The sequence below is a fragment of the Bradyrhizobium sp. Kon10 genome, assembly GCF_055807395.1.
This window is the reverse complement of sequence record NZ_JBVVOZ010000012.1, coordinates 54,485-71,435: the sequence shown is the minus strand read 5'-3', so window position 1 is coordinate 71,435 and position 16,951 is coordinate 54,485. Positions and strand designations below refer to the sequence as shown.

Below are 16,951 nucleotides of genomic sequence, written 5' to 3'. Positions count from 1 at the left end.
GACCGTCTCCCGCACCTTATGTCCTATTGCCGTCGGCTCAGATGCCGACCTCGAGATTGACCGGGCGGATGAAGGTGTTGGCGACCGGCGACCATTGCTTCACATGGGCGACCAGCGCATTGATCTCGTCCTGCGAGATATCCTCGCATTCCATGTCGACCTTGACGCGGACATCGGTGAAGCCGACCGGCTTGTCGGAGATATCGCCGGTGCCCCAGACCGCGGTGATGTTGAGGTCGCCTTCGAGCTCGAGCTCGAGCTTGTTGACGATCCAGCCGCGATGCACGGCGTTGGCGTGCAGGCCGACAGCGAGGCAGGAGCCGAGCGCGGCGAGCGAGGCTTCCGACGGATTGGGTGCGGTGTCGTCGCCCAGAAGGCCCGGCGGCTCGTCGACGATGTAGGGCGGCAGGTTGCGGATGTAATTGGCGTGGCGGAATTTTCCTTCCGCGACCGTCTTGCATTTCAAGGTCTTGACGACCTTCGGATTGGCCTTGCCGTTGGCGATCAGTTGCTCGAGGCCATTCTTGTCGATGGGCGCGAGGCAACCCGTCAGCACTGTTTTTTGAACGACGGCAGTCATCAGTTTTCTCCCTGGCAGCCGAGGAAATCGGCAGTGTACCGAACGGTCTGTTTCCTTGCACGGAGCGTGCCAGAGGAGGCCAGGACCGAAACGCGAAGCATTGGAGCCGGTTAGCCGCGCTGCCTGCGGGATTGGTCAGCCGCCTCCTGCTTAAAGGCGATGCAGAAGCGCTTTGCCGTGCGAATCTTTTCAGCGCGGAACAGATGCGGCTTGCTGATGCGGCGCGGCTGCGATTAAGTTGCGGCCTATGGCCAGATCCTTGCTGAACAAGACGTCGTCCAAGAAGAAATCCAATTCGCCGCACGCCGGTGCCGGCGACGACGAGACCGCACGCGGGCGCCTGCTCAGCGCCGCGACGTATCTGTTCTGCAAGAACGGAATCAACGCCACCGGCATCGATGCGATCATCGAGGAAGCCGGCACCGCGAAGACCACGCTCTACAAATTGTTCGGCTCCAAGACCAATCTCGTCAACGCGGTGCTGGAGAGCGAAGGCAAGCAGTGGCGCGAATGGTTCATCGGCGCCATGGAAGAAGGCGGGGGCGACGCGCAGGCCAAGCTGGCGCGCATCTTCCCCGCGCTGAAGAGCTGGTTCGCGGAAGATCGCTTCTACGGTTGTCCGTTCATCAATGCGGTCGGCGAGCACGACAAGGACCAGAAGCAGTTCCGCAACATCGCGCTGAAGCACAAGAAGATCGTGCTCGGCCACATCGAGAAGCTCGCCGCTGAGCTCGGCTCGAGCGAGCCTGCAGTGCTCGCGCACCAGCTCGGGCTCTTGATCGACGGCGCGATCGTCGCGGCGATGATCTCGCGCGATCCGGGCGTGGCCGATACGGCCGCGCTTGCAGCCGGCCCCCTGCTCACCCAGCCGAAGGCGAAGAAGAAGCGCGCAGCGGATCAGCTCGAAACGGTGTAGGTCCCACAGGGTGGGCAAAGGCGCAAAGCGCCGTGCCCACCATTTCTACCTCGGCAGAACGATCGAAGAATGGTGGGCACGCTTCCGCCTTCGCTCTCGAGCTACAGCGGACAAGTCGCTTTGCCCACCCTTCAAGACTACGATGATATTTCGGGTTTGCAGAGGCCGCTTGCTTCCGTTGACGCAAGGCTGCGCGCAGGCCGCAATCTTCGAGTCTATTCCGAGTGTTTCGACCCGCCACCACTCTGGGGACGACTTGCGGTGTCGGCCCCATTGAGCGACACTCGCCTCATTTCAGAGAAGTCATTTTTTAAGAGGGCATCATGCCTGACATATTGGAAGCCCTGCTGTGGTGTGCCGCGCTGGCGACGTGGCTGATGCTTCTCTCCGCCTTCGCGGGCAATGCTTTGAAGCCGCTCCTAAAGAATATCCGTCGCGCGCTCGAGGACGCATTCAAGCTCAAGCTGAAGCGATGAAAGCTACGATGCGCGATCTAAACTGAAACGGCCCGCGCCGGTGACGAAGATCAACAGCGCGCCGCCCATGATCGAGATGTTCTTCAAGAAATTGTTGTATTGTCCCGCCTGCTGCGCACCAGGAGGATATTCCCAGTAACGATGTCCAACAATCGTTGCCGCCAACACGAACAGGAGCGTCAGCACCGCGCAGTAGCGCGTACCGATACCCAATATCAAACCGACGGATATCAATACTTCCACTGCGATATTCACGGCAGTGAACAGCCCAGCTGCTGGAAGATTCAGCGACCTGAAATAGCCCACCGATCCGCTGAAGTTGGCCAGCGCTCCGTAGGCGCTTCCGACGAACACCCAGGCCAGTAGAATGCGGCCAATCAAGATCAGGACGTCAGCTCTCCCAGCGGCGAACGCGTCGACGGCCGGCGACTGAAAATAGGATTTCACTGGTAGGCCCCCTTGTTGTCCAGGACCGGGTGAACACTTCCTCTGCCGACAGCCAATCTATCATGATTGGCTTATGAGCACACGCCCAGAACTATCGCCTACGGAGCGTCCGGTCCTTCCGCGACCATCCCTTGCAACCGTGCCAGCTCCGTCTCCAGCTCGCGCTCCACATCCGCGGCGCGCATCTCCAGCACCCGATAATCACGCGCCTCCAGCCACGTGCGCCGTGCCGCGCGGTCGGCGGCGATCGTCTCGCCCTCGCCGGGGTTCACCAGCTCGATCGCGATCCGGTGCGGGAACGAGACGAAGTCCGGGATGTGCCGCCCCACCGGGGTCTGGCGCTTGAACTGACCGGCGAAGCGGCGGTCGCGGGTGAGCGCCTGCCACAGCAGCCGCTCGGCGTCGGTCGGGTTGCGGCGAAGCAGCCGCGCGAGCCCGCGCACCGTCGAGCCGCTGTCGGGCGCTCCACCCTGCCCGTGCTCGGCCAGAAGCGCGCGCAGCCGCGTCGCCTGCTCGCCATCGAGCACGCCGCCCTTGGCCGGGCCCTTGCGGCCCTCGGCGATCGCCATCACCACGCCGCGCAGGGTATGCATGTCCTGCTTGGTCGGATCCATGCGGGTGAAGATGTTGCGCAGGTTGACCAGCATGGTGTCGCGCTTCTCGGCGGGGCGCAGGAATTCGACCTTGTCGAGCTCCCGGATCAGATTGTCGAAGAAGGCCTGGATCTGGTGCTGCGAGGCGCGCTCGGATCGCTCCGGCATGGCGTGGGGCAGCGCGCCCGAGGTCGCCTGCTTGAACCATTCATAGCCGACCAGCAGTACGGCCTGGGCGAGGTTGAGCGAGGCGAAGCCCGGATTGACCGGGAAGGTGATGATGCGGTTGGCGAGGCCGACTTCCTCGTTGGTGAGGCCCCAGCGCTCCCGGCCGAACAGAATGCCGGCCCGGCCGCCGGTCGCCACGTGCGCCGAAATCTCGGCTGCCGCGGCTTCCGGCCCGACCACCGGCTTGGCCTGGTCGTGAGGGCGCGCGGTGGTGGCGAACAGCAGGTCGAGATCGGCAACGGCCGCACCGACCGTGTCGAACAGTTCGACCTTCTCCAGAATGTGGTCGGCGCCGGCCGCGGCGCGCTGGGCGGCGATGTTGGGCCAGCCGTCGCGGGGGTTGACGATGCGCAAAGCGCCAAGCGCGAAATTGCCCATGGCGCGCGCGGCCATGCCGATGTTCTCGCCGAGCTGCGGCTCGACCAGGATCACGATGGGGCCGTCGAGGGCAAGGCCCATCTTGCTCTTGTCGGTGCCGGACATCTCAGTTCACTTTCTGCTTCAGTGTTCGTCTCATTGCGCTTCCGAAAGAGCCTGAACGTCTGTCTGAAGACGCTGATCGAAGCCTTCATCCACGCCGCCGGCCCGCGTTCCGTGCGGCGCAATTTCTCAGCGGAGATAACAGGGTTAGCGCCGTTTGCGAATCCGCAATCGCATCTCAACTGGGGACGGTTTCCCTCCCCGGCTTGTGCGCGCTTTGCCTTCGGATATGGCTATCAACCACAACTAAAGCGAAGCCGAAAGGGCGGAGCTAAAAGTCGCAATTCAAGGGGGGGGACGATGCGCGGTCGATGGACTTTGGCAATTCTGGGAGCGGTCTTGATCGTGGTGGGCGGCCTCATCGCCCATTTGACGCAGACCGCCGGCGGCATCCGGATTCAGGATGTCAGGTTCAAGGGTGCCAAGGGCAACACGATGAGTGCCCTGCTCTACGTTCCTGCCAATGCCACCGCGCAGACCCCGGCACCAGGAATCCTCGCCGTCCACGGCTACATCAACTCCCGCGAGACCCAGGACGGCTTCGCCATCGAATTCGCCCGCCGCGGCTATGTCGTGCTGGCGCTGGACCAGACCGGCCATGGCTATAGTGACCCGCCCGCCTTTGCCAACGGCTTTGGCGGCCCCGACGGCCTCGCCTACCTTCGCAGCCTCGACATTGTCGACAAGGCCAATATCGGCCTCGAGGGTCACTCGATGGGTGGCTGGACGGTGCTGGCCGCAGCCGCCGCGATGCCAAATGACTATAAGTCGATGGTGCTGGAGGGATCCTCGACCGGTAAGCCGTTCGCTGCCGACGGCACCCCCAGTTGGCCGCGCAACACCGCCTTGGTGTTTGCTCAGTATGAGGAATTCTCCACCCTGATGTGGGGCGTCGATCGCGCCCGCGATGTCACCAAGAGCCCCAAGCTGTGGGCGATGTTCGGCACGCAGGGGCCGGTCGAGCCGGGCAAGGTCTATGGCAACCCGGCGGCCGGCACTGCCAGGGTTCTGTACACGCCGGCGATCACTCACCCGGCCGAGCACATCTCGCATGAGGCGATCGGCTACAGCCTCGACTGGTTCGCGAAGACCCTGCAGGGCGGCACGCCGCGGGCGGCCGACGACCAGATCTGGTTCCGAAAGGAGCTCGGCACACTGATCGCGTTTGCCGGTTTCGTCGCGCTGTTGATCGGCACTTTCGACGGCCTGCTCGAGGCGCAGATGTTCTCTCGTCTCCGCCTGCCCGCGGTCGCTGACGGCGCCATACCGGCGCATCACGCCGCCACCGGCCGGCGCTGGACCGCGGCTTTGATCCTGTCCGCGTTCATCCCGGCGCTGACCTACTATCCGGCTTTTGCGCTGGCCGGTAGCTTCGCGCCACCGACGGCGTTCCTGCCGCAGGGCATCACGAACCAGATCCTGATCTGGGCCGTCATCAACGGCCTGATCACACTGGCGCTGATGCGCTTCGCCCCAAGGCGTACCGCCCGGACCGGACTGGTTGGCCAATCCGTGGTGATCGCGGTCGCTTCGGTCGCGGTCGGCTATGCCGCGCTGTGGCTCGCCGACCTCGCCTTCAAGATCGACTTCCGCTTCTGGATCATCGCGTTGAAGCTGATGAACGCGAAGCAGTTTGTGATCTTCCTGATCTACCTGATTCCGTTCACGGCGTTTTTCGTCGTGGCGCTGCACGTGCTGCACCGGAACTTCTCGACGATAGAGACGCCGCGGCTCGCGCTCTATCTGACCAATATACTGGCGCTGACGTTCGGCTTCATCGTACTGCTGGTCCTGCAATATGGCACGCTCTGGCTGACCGGAAAGCTTTTCAACCCGCTCCCCGACCCCGGCTTCGTGCCCCTCTCGACCATCGTCGCCATCCAGTTTGTGCCGCTGCTGGCGATCGTCGCCGTGATTGCGACCTTCACCTGGCGACGGACCGGATCGAGCCTGCCGGGCGCCCTGATCTCCGGCCTGTTCGTGACCTGGTACATCGTGGCAGGCACGGCCACTCAGGCTGCCTTTTAGGAGTGTTCTCGGACGGCGCTGGTTCGCTCGAGGGACACATGCCCGATTAGGGTGCTACAGCCGTCATTCCGACCTGTTCGGAATGGCGGTTCTCGGCGCAAAGATGGGCTGAAAGTGCATAACCGGTCCGCTTCCGCCCGCCAACGGGCGGTGCTATAGCGCGGGAGATTTCCACCGCGGCCGCCAAAAGGCGCCGTTCCCAAGAGGGCTTCCCCGATCATGGCAAAAATCAAGGTATCCAATCCCGTCGTCGAGCTCGATGGCGACGAGATGACCCGGATCATCTGGCAGTACATCAAGGACAAGCTGATTAACCCGTTCCTCGATGTCGAGCTGATGTATTTCGACCTGGGGATGGAGTACCGCGACCAGACCAACGATCAGGTCACCATTGATGCCGCCGAAGCCATCAAGAAGGTCGGCGTCGGCGTCAAGTGCGCCACCATCACCCCGGACGAAGCCCGGGTGAAGGAGTTCGGCCTCAAGCAAATGTGGAAGTCGCCGAACGGCACCATCCGCAACATCCTTGGCGGCTGCATCTTCCGCGAGCCGATCATCTGCAAGAACGTGCCGCGCCTGGTTCCCGGCTGGACCAAGCCGATCATCATCGGCCGCCACGCCTATGGCGACCAGTACCGCGCCACCGACATCAAGTTCCCGGGCAAGGGCACGCTGTCGATGAAGTTCGTCGGCGAGGACGGCACGGTGATCGAGAAGGAAGTGTTCAAGGCGCCCGGCGCCGGCGTCGCGATGGAGATGTACAATCTCGACGATTCCATCGTCGACTTCGCCCGCGCCTCGCTCAACTACGGACTGCTGCGCAACTACCCCGTCTATCTCTCGACCAAGAACACGATTCTCAAGGTCTATGACGGCCGCTTCAAGGACATCTTCCAGGACATCTACGACCGCGAATTCAAAAAGGAATTCGAGGCCAAGGGCCTGACCTACGAGCACCGCCTGATCGACGACATGGTGGCCTCGGCGCTGAAATGGTCCGGCGGCTACGTCTGGGCCTGCAAGAACTACGACGGCGACGTGCAGTCCGACACCGTCGCGCAGGGCTACGGCTCGCTCGGCCTGATGACCTCGGTCCTCCTCACCCCCGACGGCAAGACGGTGGAAGCCGAAGCCGCCCACGGCACCGTGACCCGCCACTATCGCGAGCACCAGAAGGGCAAGGAGACCTCGACCAACTCGATCGCGTCGATCTTCGCCTGGACGCGTGGCCTCGCCCACCGCGCCAAGCTCGACAACAACGCCGAGCTCGCCAAGTTCGCGAACACGCTGGAGAAGGTCTGCGTCGATACCGTCGAGGAAGGCTACATGACCAAGGACCTCGCGCTCCTGGTCGGCGCCGACCAGCGCTGGCTCTCGACCACCGGCTTCCTCGACAAGGTCGCGCAGAATCTGGAGAAGGCGCTGGCGTAAGCCAGCTCTCACCCCGTCATTGCGAGCGCAGCGAAGCAATCCAGAATCCCTCCGCGGAAATAGTTTGGATTGCTTCGTCGCCAGCGCAAAAATTGCTCTGCAATTTTGTCGCGGGCTCCTCGCAATGACGAGACCTAGGGCGAAGGAAATATCATGCCGACACTCAAGCGCCTTGCGTTCGCAGCCTTCGCACTGACCAGCACCTCCGCGTTCGCCGCCGACGCGCTCCCCGACGCCATCGCCGCCCCCGGCGAGAGCGTCGTGCTCAGCGTCCATGCCGAGGGCGCGCAGGTCTATGAATGCAAGGCCGGCGCCGACGGCAAGCTCGCCTGGACTTTTCGCGAGCCGATCGCCACGCTGCTCAATGAAGGCAAGACGATCGGACGGCACTACGCCGGGCCGAACTGGGAGCTCAGCGACAGCAGCGCGGTCGTGGGCAAGGTTGTCGGCAATGCACCGGGCGCATCCGCCGCCGACATCGCCTGGCTGAAGCTGGAGGTCGCCTCCCGCCGCGGCAGCGGCGTGTTGACGCCGGTCACCACCGTCCAGCGCATCAACACCCATGGCGGCAAGCTCGACGGCACTTGCGACAAGGCCGGCGAGTTCAAAAGCGCGCCCTACTCGGCCGAGTATGTCTTCCTGAAAAAGGGCTGACCGATCAGCGATCCGTGCCCTCGCGCTCGCCTTGCGCGAGTTCTGCCGCCGCAACATCGCCGCTCTCCTCGAGCCGCGCTTTCGCGGTCTTGTGGACATGCGCGGCCAGCGTCGGCATGCGCGCGATCAGGGCGTGAAAATCCTGCGCGTCGAGCACGAGCAGCCGGGTCTTGCGCGTCGCCGTCACCGTGCCGCTGCGTTTTGTCTTATGCAGCAGCGCGATCTCGCCGAAGAAGGTGCCATCCGCGAGCCGCACCTGCTGGTTCGGCAGCGCGATCTCGACCTCGCCGGCGGTGATGAAATACATCGACGAAGCCGCATCGCCCCGCCGCACCAATATTTCGCCCTGCTCGATCGTGCGCGCCCGCAGCAGCCGCATGATGTCGGCGATCTCGGATGCGCTGAGATGCGAGAACAGCGGCACCCGCGCCAGCATGCCCCAGGTGACCACGAAGTCGCGCCGTTTCACCTCCTCGGCAAAGGCGGTGGAGATGATCGCGACCGGCAGCGCGATCATGGCAAAGCCGCTGATGATGGTGAACACGGAGATGAACTTTCCGAGCGCCGTCACCGGCACGACGTCGCCATAGCCGACGGTGCCGAGCGTCACGATCGCCCACCACATCGCTTGCGGAATGGTGCCGAGCTTGTCCGGCTGCACGTCGCGCTCGATGGCATAGAGCAGCGAGGCAAACGTCAGGACCGCGCCGATCAGGATGACGATGCAGCCGATCAGCGCCCGCCGCTCGGCATGGACAGCGGCGAGCAGCGACCGCATCGCCGGCGAGTAGCGGACCAGCTTGAAGAACGGCAGCACGCCGAGCGCGGCCAGCGTCGCATGCCGGCCCGTGGCGAGCACGATCGCGGCCGGCAGGAACGCGAGGAGATCGATGATGCCGAGCGCGGAGAAAGCGTAAGACAGCCGGTCGGCGAGCGCTGAGGTCTTGCGCTGGGTGTGGCCCGCCACCGTCCACATCCGTGCGGCGTATTCGAGCGCAAACACGACGATGGACAAGATGGTGATGCCCGCGAACAGCGCGCCGAATTGCGCGTCCAACTCCGGCACCGAAGCGAGGATCATCGCGACCACGTCGAGCACGATGACGGCGATGACGAGCTGGATGAAGCGCGACCCGACCGAGTAGGCCAGCGGATCGTGCTCCAGCAATTCATAGAGGCGATCCCTCAAATTGGGATCGCGCAAGCCACGTCCTCGCGGAACGAGGCCCACGGCCTCAGGCGCCGATCATGGCTTTTTCGATGGCCGACAACGCCGCCGCCGCCTTGGCTCCGTCGGGACCGCCGGCCTGCGCCATGTCGGGCCGGCCGCCACCACCCTTGCCGCCGAGTGCTTCGGAGGCAACGCGCACCAGATTGACCGCGTTGAAGCGCGCGGTGAGGTCCGCGGTGACGCCGACCACCACGCCGGCCTTGCCGTCCTCGGTGACGCCGACGATCGCGACCACGCCGGAGCCGATCTGCTTCTTGCCGTCGTCGGCCAGGCTCTTGAGATCCTTCATCTCGATGCCCTCGACCGCGCGCGCCATCAGCTTGACGTCGCCAACCTCACGCACGCCAGCGGCCGCGCCGTTGCTCGAAGACGCACCGCCGCCCATCGCCAGCTTCTTGCGGGCGTCGGAGAGTTCGCGCTCGAGCTTCTTGCGCTCGTCCATCAGCGCGGCAATGCGCCCCGGTACGTCGTCGATCGAGGTGCGCAACTCGTTCGCTGCGGTCTTTGCCAGCGCCATGGTGTCGTTGGCGTGCTTGCGCGCATAATTGCCGGTCAGCGCCTCGATGCGGCGGACGCCGGATGCAACCGCGCTCTCGCCCGTCAGCGTAATCAGGCCGATATCGCCGGTGCGCCTGACGTGAGTGCCGCCGCAGAGCTCGACCGACCAGCCGAACGCATTGGCGCCGCGCTCGCGCGCGGTCCGGCCCATCGAGACGACGCGAACCTCGTCGCCATATTTCTCGCCGAACAACGCACGCGCGCCGGCTTCGCGGGCTTCGTCCACGCCCATGACGCGGGTGGTGACCTCGTCGTTCTCCAGCACCACGTCGTTGGCAATGTCCTCGACGCGGGCGAGCTCCTCCGCCGTGATCGGCTTCGGATGCACGAAGTCGAAACGTAAACGATCCGGCGCGACCATCGAACCGCGCTGGGCGATGTGATCGCCGAGCACCTGGCGCAGCGCCTCATGAATGAGATGCGTCGCCGAGTGGTGCGCGCGGATCGACGAGCGCCTGCCGTGATCCACTTCGAGCTGCAGTGCGGTGCCGAGCTTCAGCTCGCCGCTCTCTAACGTGCCGATGTGGACGAAGAGATCGCCGAGCTTCTTCTGCGTGTCGGTGACGCGGAATTTGATCCCGCCCTCGCCTGTCAGCACGCCGGTATCGCCGACCTGGCCGCCGGATTCCGCGTAGAACGGCGTCTGGTTCAGCAGCAGCGCCCCGGTCTCGCCGGCCTTGAGGCTGTCGGTTTCCTTGCCGTCCTTGACCAGCGCGGCAACGACGCCTTCGGCGCTCTCGGTCTCGTAGCCCAAGAATTCGGTGGCCCCGAGCTTCTCACGCAGCGGGAACCAGATCGCCTCGCTGGCCGCCTCGCCGGAGCCGGCCCAGGACGCGCGCGCCTTCGCCTTCTGACGCTCCATCGCGTCGGTGAAGGAAGCCTGGTCGACGCCGATCCCGCGCGACTTCAGCGCGTCCTGCGTCAGGTCCAGCGGGAAGCCGTAGGTATCGTAGAGCGTGAAGGCGACATCGCCGTCGAACATGTCGCCTTTCTTCAAGGAAGCGCTCTTCTCGTCGAGGATGGCAAGGCCGCGCGTCAGCGTCTTGCGGAAGCGGGTCTCTTCCAGCCGCAGCGTTTCCTCGATCAGATTCTCCGCGCGCATCAGATCGGGATAGGCCTGGCCCATCTCGCGCACCAGCGCCCAGACCAGGCGATGCATCAGCGGCTCCTTGGCGCCGAGCAGCTGCGCATGCCGCATCGCGCGGCGCATGATCCGGCGCAGCACATAGCCGCGCCCCTCGTTCGAAGGCAGCACGCCGTCGGCGACGAGGAAGGCTGAGGAACGTAAGTGGTCGGCGATGACGCGGAAGGAGGCGACGGTCTTCTCGTCCGGTCCGCTTCCCAAGGCGGAGGCGGTCGCATCGATGAGGTGCCGGAACAGATCGGTCTCGAACACGCTATCGACGCCCTGCATGATGCAGGCCATGCGCTCCAGGCCCATGCCGGTGTCGATCGAGGGGCGCGGCAGCGGCACGCGCTCCTCCTTCGTCACCTGCTCGTATTGCATGAACACCAAATTCCAGAATTCGAGGAAGCGGTCGCCGTCCTCCTCCGGTGAACCCGGAGGTCCGCCCCAGATGTGCTCGCCGCGATCGATGAATATCTCCGAGCATGGCCCGCACGGGCCGGTGTCGCCCATCGCCCAGAAATTGTCCGAGGTCGGGATGCGGATGATGCGGTCGTCGGAAAAGCCCGCGATCTTCTTCCAGAGGCCGGCCGCCTCGTCGTCGGTGTGATAGACGGTGACGAGCAGCTTGTCTTTCTTGAGCCCGAACTCCCTGGTGATTAGCGTCCAGGCCAGCTCGATCGCGCGCTCCTTGAAATAATCGCCGAACGAGAAGTTGCCGAGCATCTCGAAGAAGGTGAGATGGCGCGCGGTGTAGCCGACATTGTCGAGGTCGTTGTGCTTGCCGCCGGCACGCACGCATTTCTGCGAAGTGGTGGCGCGCTGATAGGGGCGCTTCTCGACACCGGTGAAGACGTTCTTGAACTGCACCATGCCGGCATTGGTGAACATCAACGTCGGGTCGTTGCGCGGCACCAACGGCGAGGACGACACGATCTCGTGGCCGTTCTCGGCAAAGAAGTTCAGAAAGGTCGACCTGATCTCGTTGACGCCGCTCATGTTCATCCAATCGGGTGTGCTTGGGCCCGCCAACACGCCATCCAAACCGCAAGTTTGGGCTGATATCTGCGGACAGAAGCGCTTTTAGACAAGGCCAGCTTCGCTGTCCAGAAACTGTGCAGAGAGATCAGAGGGTTGCCGCAGCCGCGCAATCCCGGTTGAAAGCCGCCAGCTGCGCGTTGACAGGCTTGGCCGGGCTGTGGTCTGTACCCATCTGTATCGTACGGCCACGTCGGGAGAGACCGGCACTGGTAGCCGGCGCCGAAGGAGCAACCGCCCCGGAAACTCTCAGGCAAAAGGACCGCGTGGCTTTGACAGCATCTGGAAAGAGGCGCCGGCGGGCTTAAGACCCGGACGACGTCCGCCGACGGGATAATACTCTCAGGCACAGCGACAGATGGGGCTTCGACTGGTGTCCATCGGGGAATCCTCCCCGGGGAACCGCCGAGGGCCCCTGTGATGCTTGCGCGCGACGACCAAGACTCCCTCAAACGTACGCCCCTTCACGGCCTGCACGTGTCGCTCGGCGGCAAGATGGTGCCGTTCGCGGGCTATGACATGCCCGTGCAATATCCCGCCGGTGTCCTGAAAGAGCATCTGCACACCCGCAGCTCGGCCGGCCTGTTCGACGTGTCCCATATGGGCCAAATCGCGCTCAGGCCGAAGTCGGGCAACGTCGAGGACGCCGCCCGCGCGCTGGAGCGGCTGGTGCCGCAGGACATCGTCGCGGTTGTGCCCGCGCGGCAGCGCTACGCCCAATTCACCAACGCGGATGGCGGCATTCTGGACGATCTGATGGTCGCCAATTTCGGCGATCACCTGTTCTTGGTCGTCAATGCCGCCTGCAAGGCCGCGGACGAGGCGCATCTGCGCGCGCATCTCTCGGACGACTGCATCATCGATTCGCTGGCCGACCGTGCACTCGTCGCGCTGCAGGGGCCGAAGGCGGAATCGGCGCTGGCGAAATTGTGTGCAGATGCGCCCGGCATGAAGTTCATGGATGCCGGGCCCCACAAGCTTGCCGATCTCGACTGTTTCGTCTCGCGCTCCGGCTACACCGGCGAGGACGGTTTTGAAATTTCGGTTCCCGCAGCCGACGCCGAGCGCCTCGCCAAGGCGCTGCTCGACAATCCCGACGTGCTGCCGATCGGGCTCGGCGCGCGAGACAGCTTGCGGCTCGAGGCCGGGCTCTGCCTTTACGGCCACGACATCGACATCACGACCACGCCGGTCGAGGCCGCGCTGGAATGGTCGGTGCAGAAGAGCCGCCGCAGCGGCGGCGCCCGCGCCGGCGGCTTTCCCGGTGCGGAAAAGATTCTCGCGCATTTCGACCAGGGAGCGAGCCGCCGCCGCGTCGGCCTGCGCACCGAAGGCCGCGCGCCCGTGCGCGAGGGCGCGCTGCTGTTTGCAGATGCGACATCAAGCGAGCCGATCGGAAAGGTCACCTCGGGCGGTTTCGGCCCGAGCCTGAATGCGCCGGTCGCGATGGGCTATGTGCCGACCGCACTGAGCGCGCTCGACACCAAACTGTTCGCCGAAGTGCGCGGCCAGCGCCTGCCGCTCACCGTCGCCGCCATGCCCTTCGTGAAAAACACCTACAAACGCTGAGGACTGAGACAATGACCGCGATGCTGTACACCTCCGACCATGAATGGCTGGCCATCGAGGGCGATGTCGCCACCGTCGGGATCACCGACTACGCGCAGTCGCAACTCGGCGATGTCGTGTTCGTCGAACTGCCCAAGGTCGGCCGCACGCTGAAGAAGGCGGAAGCTGCCGCCGTCGTGGAATCGGTCAAGGCTGCCTCCGACGTCTACGCGCCTGTCACCGGCGAGGTGCTCGAGACCAACCCCGAGCTTGCGAGCGAGCCGGCGCTGGTGAACACGGACGCGCAAGGCAAGGCGTGGTTCTTCAAGATCAAGATTGCCGACAAGAGCGAGCTCGGCGGCCTCATGGATGAAACCGCCTACAAGGCGCACACGGCGTGAGATGAAGCGAACTCTGACCTCATATTCGGTGTCATCGCCCGCGCAGGCGGGCGATCCAGTACGCCGCGGCCCATCGGCCCTAGCCGAAGCGCCTGCGTGTACTGGATGCCCCGCTCCAGTGCGCAAGTACGCACAAGGCGCGGCATGACGGCGACAGATGATCTAAAGCGAGGACCCATGATGACCGCGCACCGCAAATCCAACGGCGACACCGTCGCCAGTTTCGTTCGCCGCCATATCGGCCCGTCGGCGCGCGACGTCGCCGCGATGCTGGAGACGGTCGGCGCCAAAAGCGTCGACGCGCTGATGGCGGAAACGCTGCCGGCCTCGATCCGGCAGGCCGCGCCGCTCGATCTCGGCAAGCCCTTGAGCGAGACCGAGGCAATCGCGCACATGGCCGAGCTGGCGCGCGAGAATCAGGTCTTCACCTCGCTGATCGGCCAAGGCTATTCCGGCACGATTTTGCCCGCAGTGATCCAGCGCAACGTCCTGGAAAATCCGGCCTGGTACACCGCCTACACGCCCTATCAGCCCGAGATCAGCCAGGGCCGGCTGGAGGCGCTGCTCAACTTCCAGACCATGATCTGCGATCTCACCGGGCTCGACGTCGCCAACGCCTCGCTGCTCGACGAGGCGACCGCTGCGGCCGAAGCCATGGCCCTCGCCGAGCGGCACTCGCGGGTCGAAGCGAAAGCCTTCTTCGTCGACAAGGACGTGCATCCGCAGACGCTCGCGGTGATGCGCACCCGCGCGGAGCCCCTGGGGTGGTCCCTGATCGTCGGCGATCCCCTCACCGATCTCGACAAGACCGACGTGCTGGGTGCGCTGCTGCAATATCCGGGCTCGTCGGGCGCCGTGCGCGATCTCAGGCCCGCGATCGCGACATTGCACGCCAAGGGCGCGCTCGCGATCATTGCCGCCGACCTGCTGGCGCTGACACTGCTCGCCTCGCCGGGCGAGCTCGGGGCCGACATCGCGATCGGCTCGGCGCAGCGCTTTGGCGTGCCGATGGGCTATGGCGGGCCGCACGCGGCCTATATGGCGGTGCGCGATGCGCTGAAGCGCTCGTTGCCGGGCCGCATCGTCGGCCTCTCGGTGGATTCGCGCGGGATGCCGGCCTATCGCCTCGCGCTCCAGACCCGCGAGCAGCACATCCGTCGCGAGAAGGCGACCTCCAACATCTGCACCGCGCAGGTGCTGCTCGCCGTGATCGCCTCGATGTACGCGGTCTATCACGGGCCCGAAGGCCTCTCGCAGATCGCGCGCAATACCCATCGCCGCACGGCCGTGCTCGCGGCCGGCCTGCGCAAGCTCGGCTTTGCGCTACAGTCCGATAGCTTCTTTGACACCGTGACGGTCGATGCCGGCGGCAAGCGCGACGAGATCGGCGCGCGCGCGACCGCCGAGAAGATCAATCTCGGTCTCGGCGATGGCACATTGCGCATTGCGCTGGACGAGACTACGACGCCGGCGACGGTCGAAGCGGTCTGGCGCGCTTTCGGCTGCACGCTCGCTTACGCCGAGATCGATGCCACCACGCGCGAGGCGCTGCCGGAGACGCTGAAGCGCGGTACCTCCTTCCTCACCCATCCGGTGTTCCACGCGCATCGCTCGGAGACCGAGATGCTGCGCTACATGCGCAAGCTCAGCGACCGCGATCTCGCACTCGATCGCGCGATGATTCCGCTGGGATCCTGCACCATGAAGCTGAACGCGACCACCGAGATGATGCCGCTGACCTGGCCGGAATTCGGCGCGCTGCATCCATTCGCGCCGCGCGAGCAGGCACGCGGCTATCACGCCCTATTCGCGCTGCTGGAAAAATGGCTGTGCGACATCACCGGTTATGACGCGATCTCGCTCCAGCCGAATTCAGGCGCGCAAGGCGAATATGCCGGGCTTCTGGCCATTCGCGGCTATCATGCGGCGCGCGGCGAGGCGCATCGCAAGATCTGCCTGATCCCCTCCTCCGCCCACGGCACCAACCCGGCTTCGGCCGCGATGGTCGGCATGGACGTGGTGGTGGTCGCCTGCGAAAAGAACGGCGACGTCGACGTCAATGATCTCCGTGCCAAGGCGGAGAAGCATTCGACCGATCTCGCCGCGGTCATGATCACCTATCCCTCGACGCATGGCGTGTTCGAGGAGCACATTCGCGAGATCTGCGAGATCGTCCATGGCCATGGCGGTCAGGTCTATCTCGACGGCGCCAACCTCAACGCGCAGGTCGGCCTTAGCAGGCCCGGCGACTACGGCGCCGATGTCAGCCATCTCAACCTGCACAAGACCTTCTGCATCCCGCATGGCGGCGGCGGCCCGGGCATGGGCCCGATCGGCGTGAAGGCGCATCTCGCGCCGTTCCTGCCCGGACACCCCGAGAATCGCCATCCCGCAGGGAACGCGGATGCGGCAGTCGGCCCGGTGTCGGCCGCGCCGTTCGGCTCGGCTTCGATCCTCACCATTTCCTACATCTACATCTTGATGATGGGCGGCGACGGCTTGAAGCGCGCGACCGAGATCGCGATCCTCAACGCCAACTACATCGCCGCGCGTCTCGATGCGCACTTCCCGGTGCTCTACAAGAACGAAAAGGGCCGCGTCGCGCATGAATGCATCGTCGATCCCCGCGCGCTCAAGACGACGTCCGGCGTCACCGTCGACGACATCGCAAAGCGCCTGATCGACTACGGCTTCCACGCGCCCACCATGAGCTTTCCGGTGCCGGGCACGCTGATGATCGAGCCGACCGAATCGGAGTCCAAAGCGGAGCTGGATCGTTTCTGCGACGCCATGATCGCGATCCGGAAAGAGATCGCCGAGGTCGAGGCCGGCCGCTTCAAGATCGAAGCATCGCCGCTGCGCCACGCCCCCCACACCGTGCACGACATCGCCGACGACAGTTGGGCCCGCGCCTACACCCGCGCCGAGGGCTGCTTCCCCGCGGGGAGTTCGCGCACCGACAAATACTGGAGCCCGGTCGGCCGCGTCGACAACGTCTACGGCGACCGCAATCTGGTGTGCTCGTGCCCGCCGGTGAGCGATTGTGCGGAGGCAGCGGAGTAGGACCAGACGAAGGTTTCGTAGGGTGGGCAAAGCGGCTTGTCCGCCGTAGCTCGAAGAGCGAACGCGGAAGCGTGCTCACCATTGCTGCAACACTCGCGGAAAGATGGTGGGCACGGCGCGCGAAGAGCGCGCCTTTGCCAACCCTACAGTTCT

General features: G+C 64.7%; 13 protein-coding genes and 1 riboswitch. Of the genes, 8 read left to right on the top strand and 5 right to left on the bottom strand.

The genetic code is table 11. The annotated features are described in order from the left end of the window. Positions 1-37: 37 nt before the first annotated feature. Positions 38-580 (bottom strand): OsmC family protein, encoded by a 543-nt coding sequence (locus AC0L2O_RS18370; protein ID WP_409188104.1) that lies wholly within the window; start codon positions 578-580, stop codon positions 38-40. A 247-nt stretch (positions 581-827) separates the two neighbouring features. Here AC0L2O_RS18370 and AC0L2O_RS18365 point away from each other — a divergent pair, with 247 nt between their 5' ends. Both AC0L2O_RS18365 and AC0L2O_RS18360 read left to right on the top strand, forming a co-directional pair. Beyond that, entirely contained in the window at positions 828-1,496 is a 669-nt protein-coding gene (locus tag AC0L2O_RS18365) for a TetR/AcrR family transcriptional regulator (protein ID WP_369722719.1), read from the top strand. 323 nt (positions 1,497-1,819) lie between these two features. Beyond that, positions 1,820-1,972 (top strand): hypothetical protein, encoded by a 153-nt coding sequence (locus AC0L2O_RS18360; RefSeq protein ID WP_473370678.1) that lies wholly within the window; start codon positions 1,820-1,822, stop codon positions 1,970-1,972. A 3-nt stretch (positions 1,973-1,975) separates the two neighbouring features. Here the strand turns inward: AC0L2O_RS18360 and AC0L2O_RS18355 are convergent, their stop codons facing one another. Further along, positions 1,976-2,419 carry a DoxX family protein gene (locus AC0L2O_RS18355; RefSeq protein ID WP_473370677.1) on the bottom strand — a complete coding sequence of 148 codons (444 nt, stop codon included), beginning with the start codon at positions 2,417-2,419 and terminating at the stop codon, positions 1,976-1,978. A 98-nt stretch (positions 2,420-2,517) separates the two neighbouring features. After that, positions 2,518-3,723: a TrmJ/YjtD family RNA methyltransferase gene (locus AC0L2O_RS18350; RefSeq protein ID WP_473370676.1), complete on the bottom strand. Its 1,206-nt coding sequence runs from the start codon at positions 3,721-3,723 to the stop codon at positions 2,518-2,520. A gap of 342 nt (positions 3,724-4,065) precedes the next feature. Here AC0L2O_RS18350 and AC0L2O_RS18345 point away from each other — a divergent pair, with 342 nt between their 5' ends. The 3 genes from AC0L2O_RS18345 to AC0L2O_RS18335 all read left to right on the top strand — a co-directional run bounded on the left by AC0L2O_RS18345 (position 4,066) and on the right by AC0L2O_RS18335 (position 7,833). Then, a complete protein-coding gene (locus AC0L2O_RS18345; protein ID WP_473370767.1) occupies positions 4,066-5,748 on the top strand; it encodes an alpha/beta hydrolase family protein in 1,683 nt (560 codons plus the stop codon). Between the two features lie 219 nt (positions 5,749-5,967). Continuing rightward, complete coding sequence (locus tag AC0L2O_RS18340; protein WP_369722715.1) at positions 5,968-7,179, top strand: NADP-dependent isocitrate dehydrogenase; 1,212 nt, start codon at positions 5,968-5,970, stop codon at positions 7,177-7,179. Positions 7,180-7,332: 153 nt separating this feature from the next. Continuing rightward, complete coding sequence (locus tag AC0L2O_RS18335) at positions 7,333-7,833, top strand: DUF3455 domain-containing protein (protein WP_473370675.1); 501 nt, start codon at positions 7,333-7,335, stop codon at positions 7,831-7,833. A gap of 4 nt (positions 7,834-7,837) precedes the next feature. Here the strand turns inward: AC0L2O_RS18335 and AC0L2O_RS18330 are convergent, their stop codons facing one another. Then, entirely contained in the window at positions 7,838-9,064 is a 1,227-nt protein-coding gene (locus AC0L2O_RS18330) for a cyclic nucleotide-gated ion channel (protein WP_473370674.1), read from the bottom strand. A gap of 4 nt (positions 9,065-9,068) precedes the next feature. Further along, the gene (gene alaS / locus AC0L2O_RS18325) at positions 9,069-11,747 is read right to left on the bottom strand and encodes an alanine--tRNA ligase (protein WP_473370673.1); all 2,679 of its coding nucleotides are present in this window, start codon (positions 11,745-11,747) and stop codon (positions 9,069-9,071) included. A 223-nt stretch (positions 11,748-11,970) separates the two neighbouring features. Then, positions 11,971-12,060, top strand: a riboswitch (glycine riboswitch). Between the two features lie 146 nt (positions 12,061-12,206). Between alaS and gcvT the strand changes: the two genes are divergently transcribed. From gcvT to gcvP, 3 genes are all read left to right on the top strand, one after another. After that, positions 12,207-13,355: a glycine cleavage system aminomethyltransferase GcvT gene (gcvT, locus tag AC0L2O_RS18320; RefSeq protein ID WP_473370672.1), complete on the top strand. Its 1,149-nt coding sequence runs from the start codon at positions 12,207-12,209 to the stop codon at positions 13,353-13,355. Positions 13,356-13,366: 11 nt separating this feature from the next. Continuing rightward, positions 13,367-13,735 carry a glycine cleavage system protein GcvH gene (gene gcvH, locus AC0L2O_RS18315; RefSeq protein WP_473370671.1) on the top strand — a complete coding sequence of 123 codons (369 nt, stop codon included), beginning with the start codon at positions 13,367-13,369 and terminating at the stop codon, positions 13,733-13,735. Between the two features lie 180 nt (positions 13,736-13,915). Continuing rightward, positions 13,916-16,798 carry an aminomethyl-transferring glycine dehydrogenase gene (gene gcvP, locus AC0L2O_RS18310; protein WP_473370766.1) on the top strand — a complete coding sequence of 961 codons (2,883 nt, stop codon included), beginning with the start codon at positions 13,916-13,918 and terminating at the stop codon, positions 16,796-16,798. Positions 16,799-16,951: the final 153 nt, after the last annotated feature.

Bases quoted from the DNA above. Each gene is read 5' to 3' on its own strand.
- gcvP (WP_473370766.1), top strand. From the start codon at position 13,916: ATGACCGCGCACCGCAAATCCAACGGCGACACCGTCGCCAGTTTCGTT.
- AC0L2O_RS18350 (WP_473370676.1), bottom strand. From the start codon at position 3,723: ATGTCCGGCACCGACAAGAGCAAGATGGGCCTTGCCCTCGACGGCCCC.
- AC0L2O_RS18360 (WP_473370678.1), top strand. From the start codon at position 1,820: ATGCCTGACATATTGGAAGCCCTGCTGTGGTGTGCCGCGCTGGCGACG.
- AC0L2O_RS18335 (WP_473370675.1), top strand. From the start codon at position 7,333: ATGCCGACACTCAAGCGCCTTGCGTTCGCAGCCTTCGCACTGACCAGC.
- gcvT (WP_473370672.1), top strand. From the start codon at position 12,207: ATGCTTGCGCGCGACGACCAAGACTCCCTCAAACGTACGCCCCTTCAC.
- alaS (WP_473370673.1), bottom strand. From the start codon at position 11,747: ATGAGCGGCGTCAACGAGATCAGGTCGACCTTTCTGAACTTCTTTGCC.
- AC0L2O_RS18365 (WP_369722719.1), top strand. From the start codon at position 828: ATGGCCAGATCCTTGCTGAACAAGACGTCGTCCAAGAAGAAATCCAAT.
- gcvH (WP_473370671.1), top strand. From the start codon at position 13,367: ATGACCGCGATGCTGTACACCTCCGACCATGAATGGCTGGCCATCGAG.
- AC0L2O_RS18340 (WP_369722715.1), top strand. From the start codon at position 5,968: ATGGCAAAAATCAAGGTATCCAATCCCGTCGTCGAGCTCGATGGCGAC.
- AC0L2O_RS18370 (WP_409188104.1), bottom strand. From the start codon at position 580: ATGACTGCCGTCGTTCAAAAAACAGTGCTGACGGGTTGCCTCGCGCCC.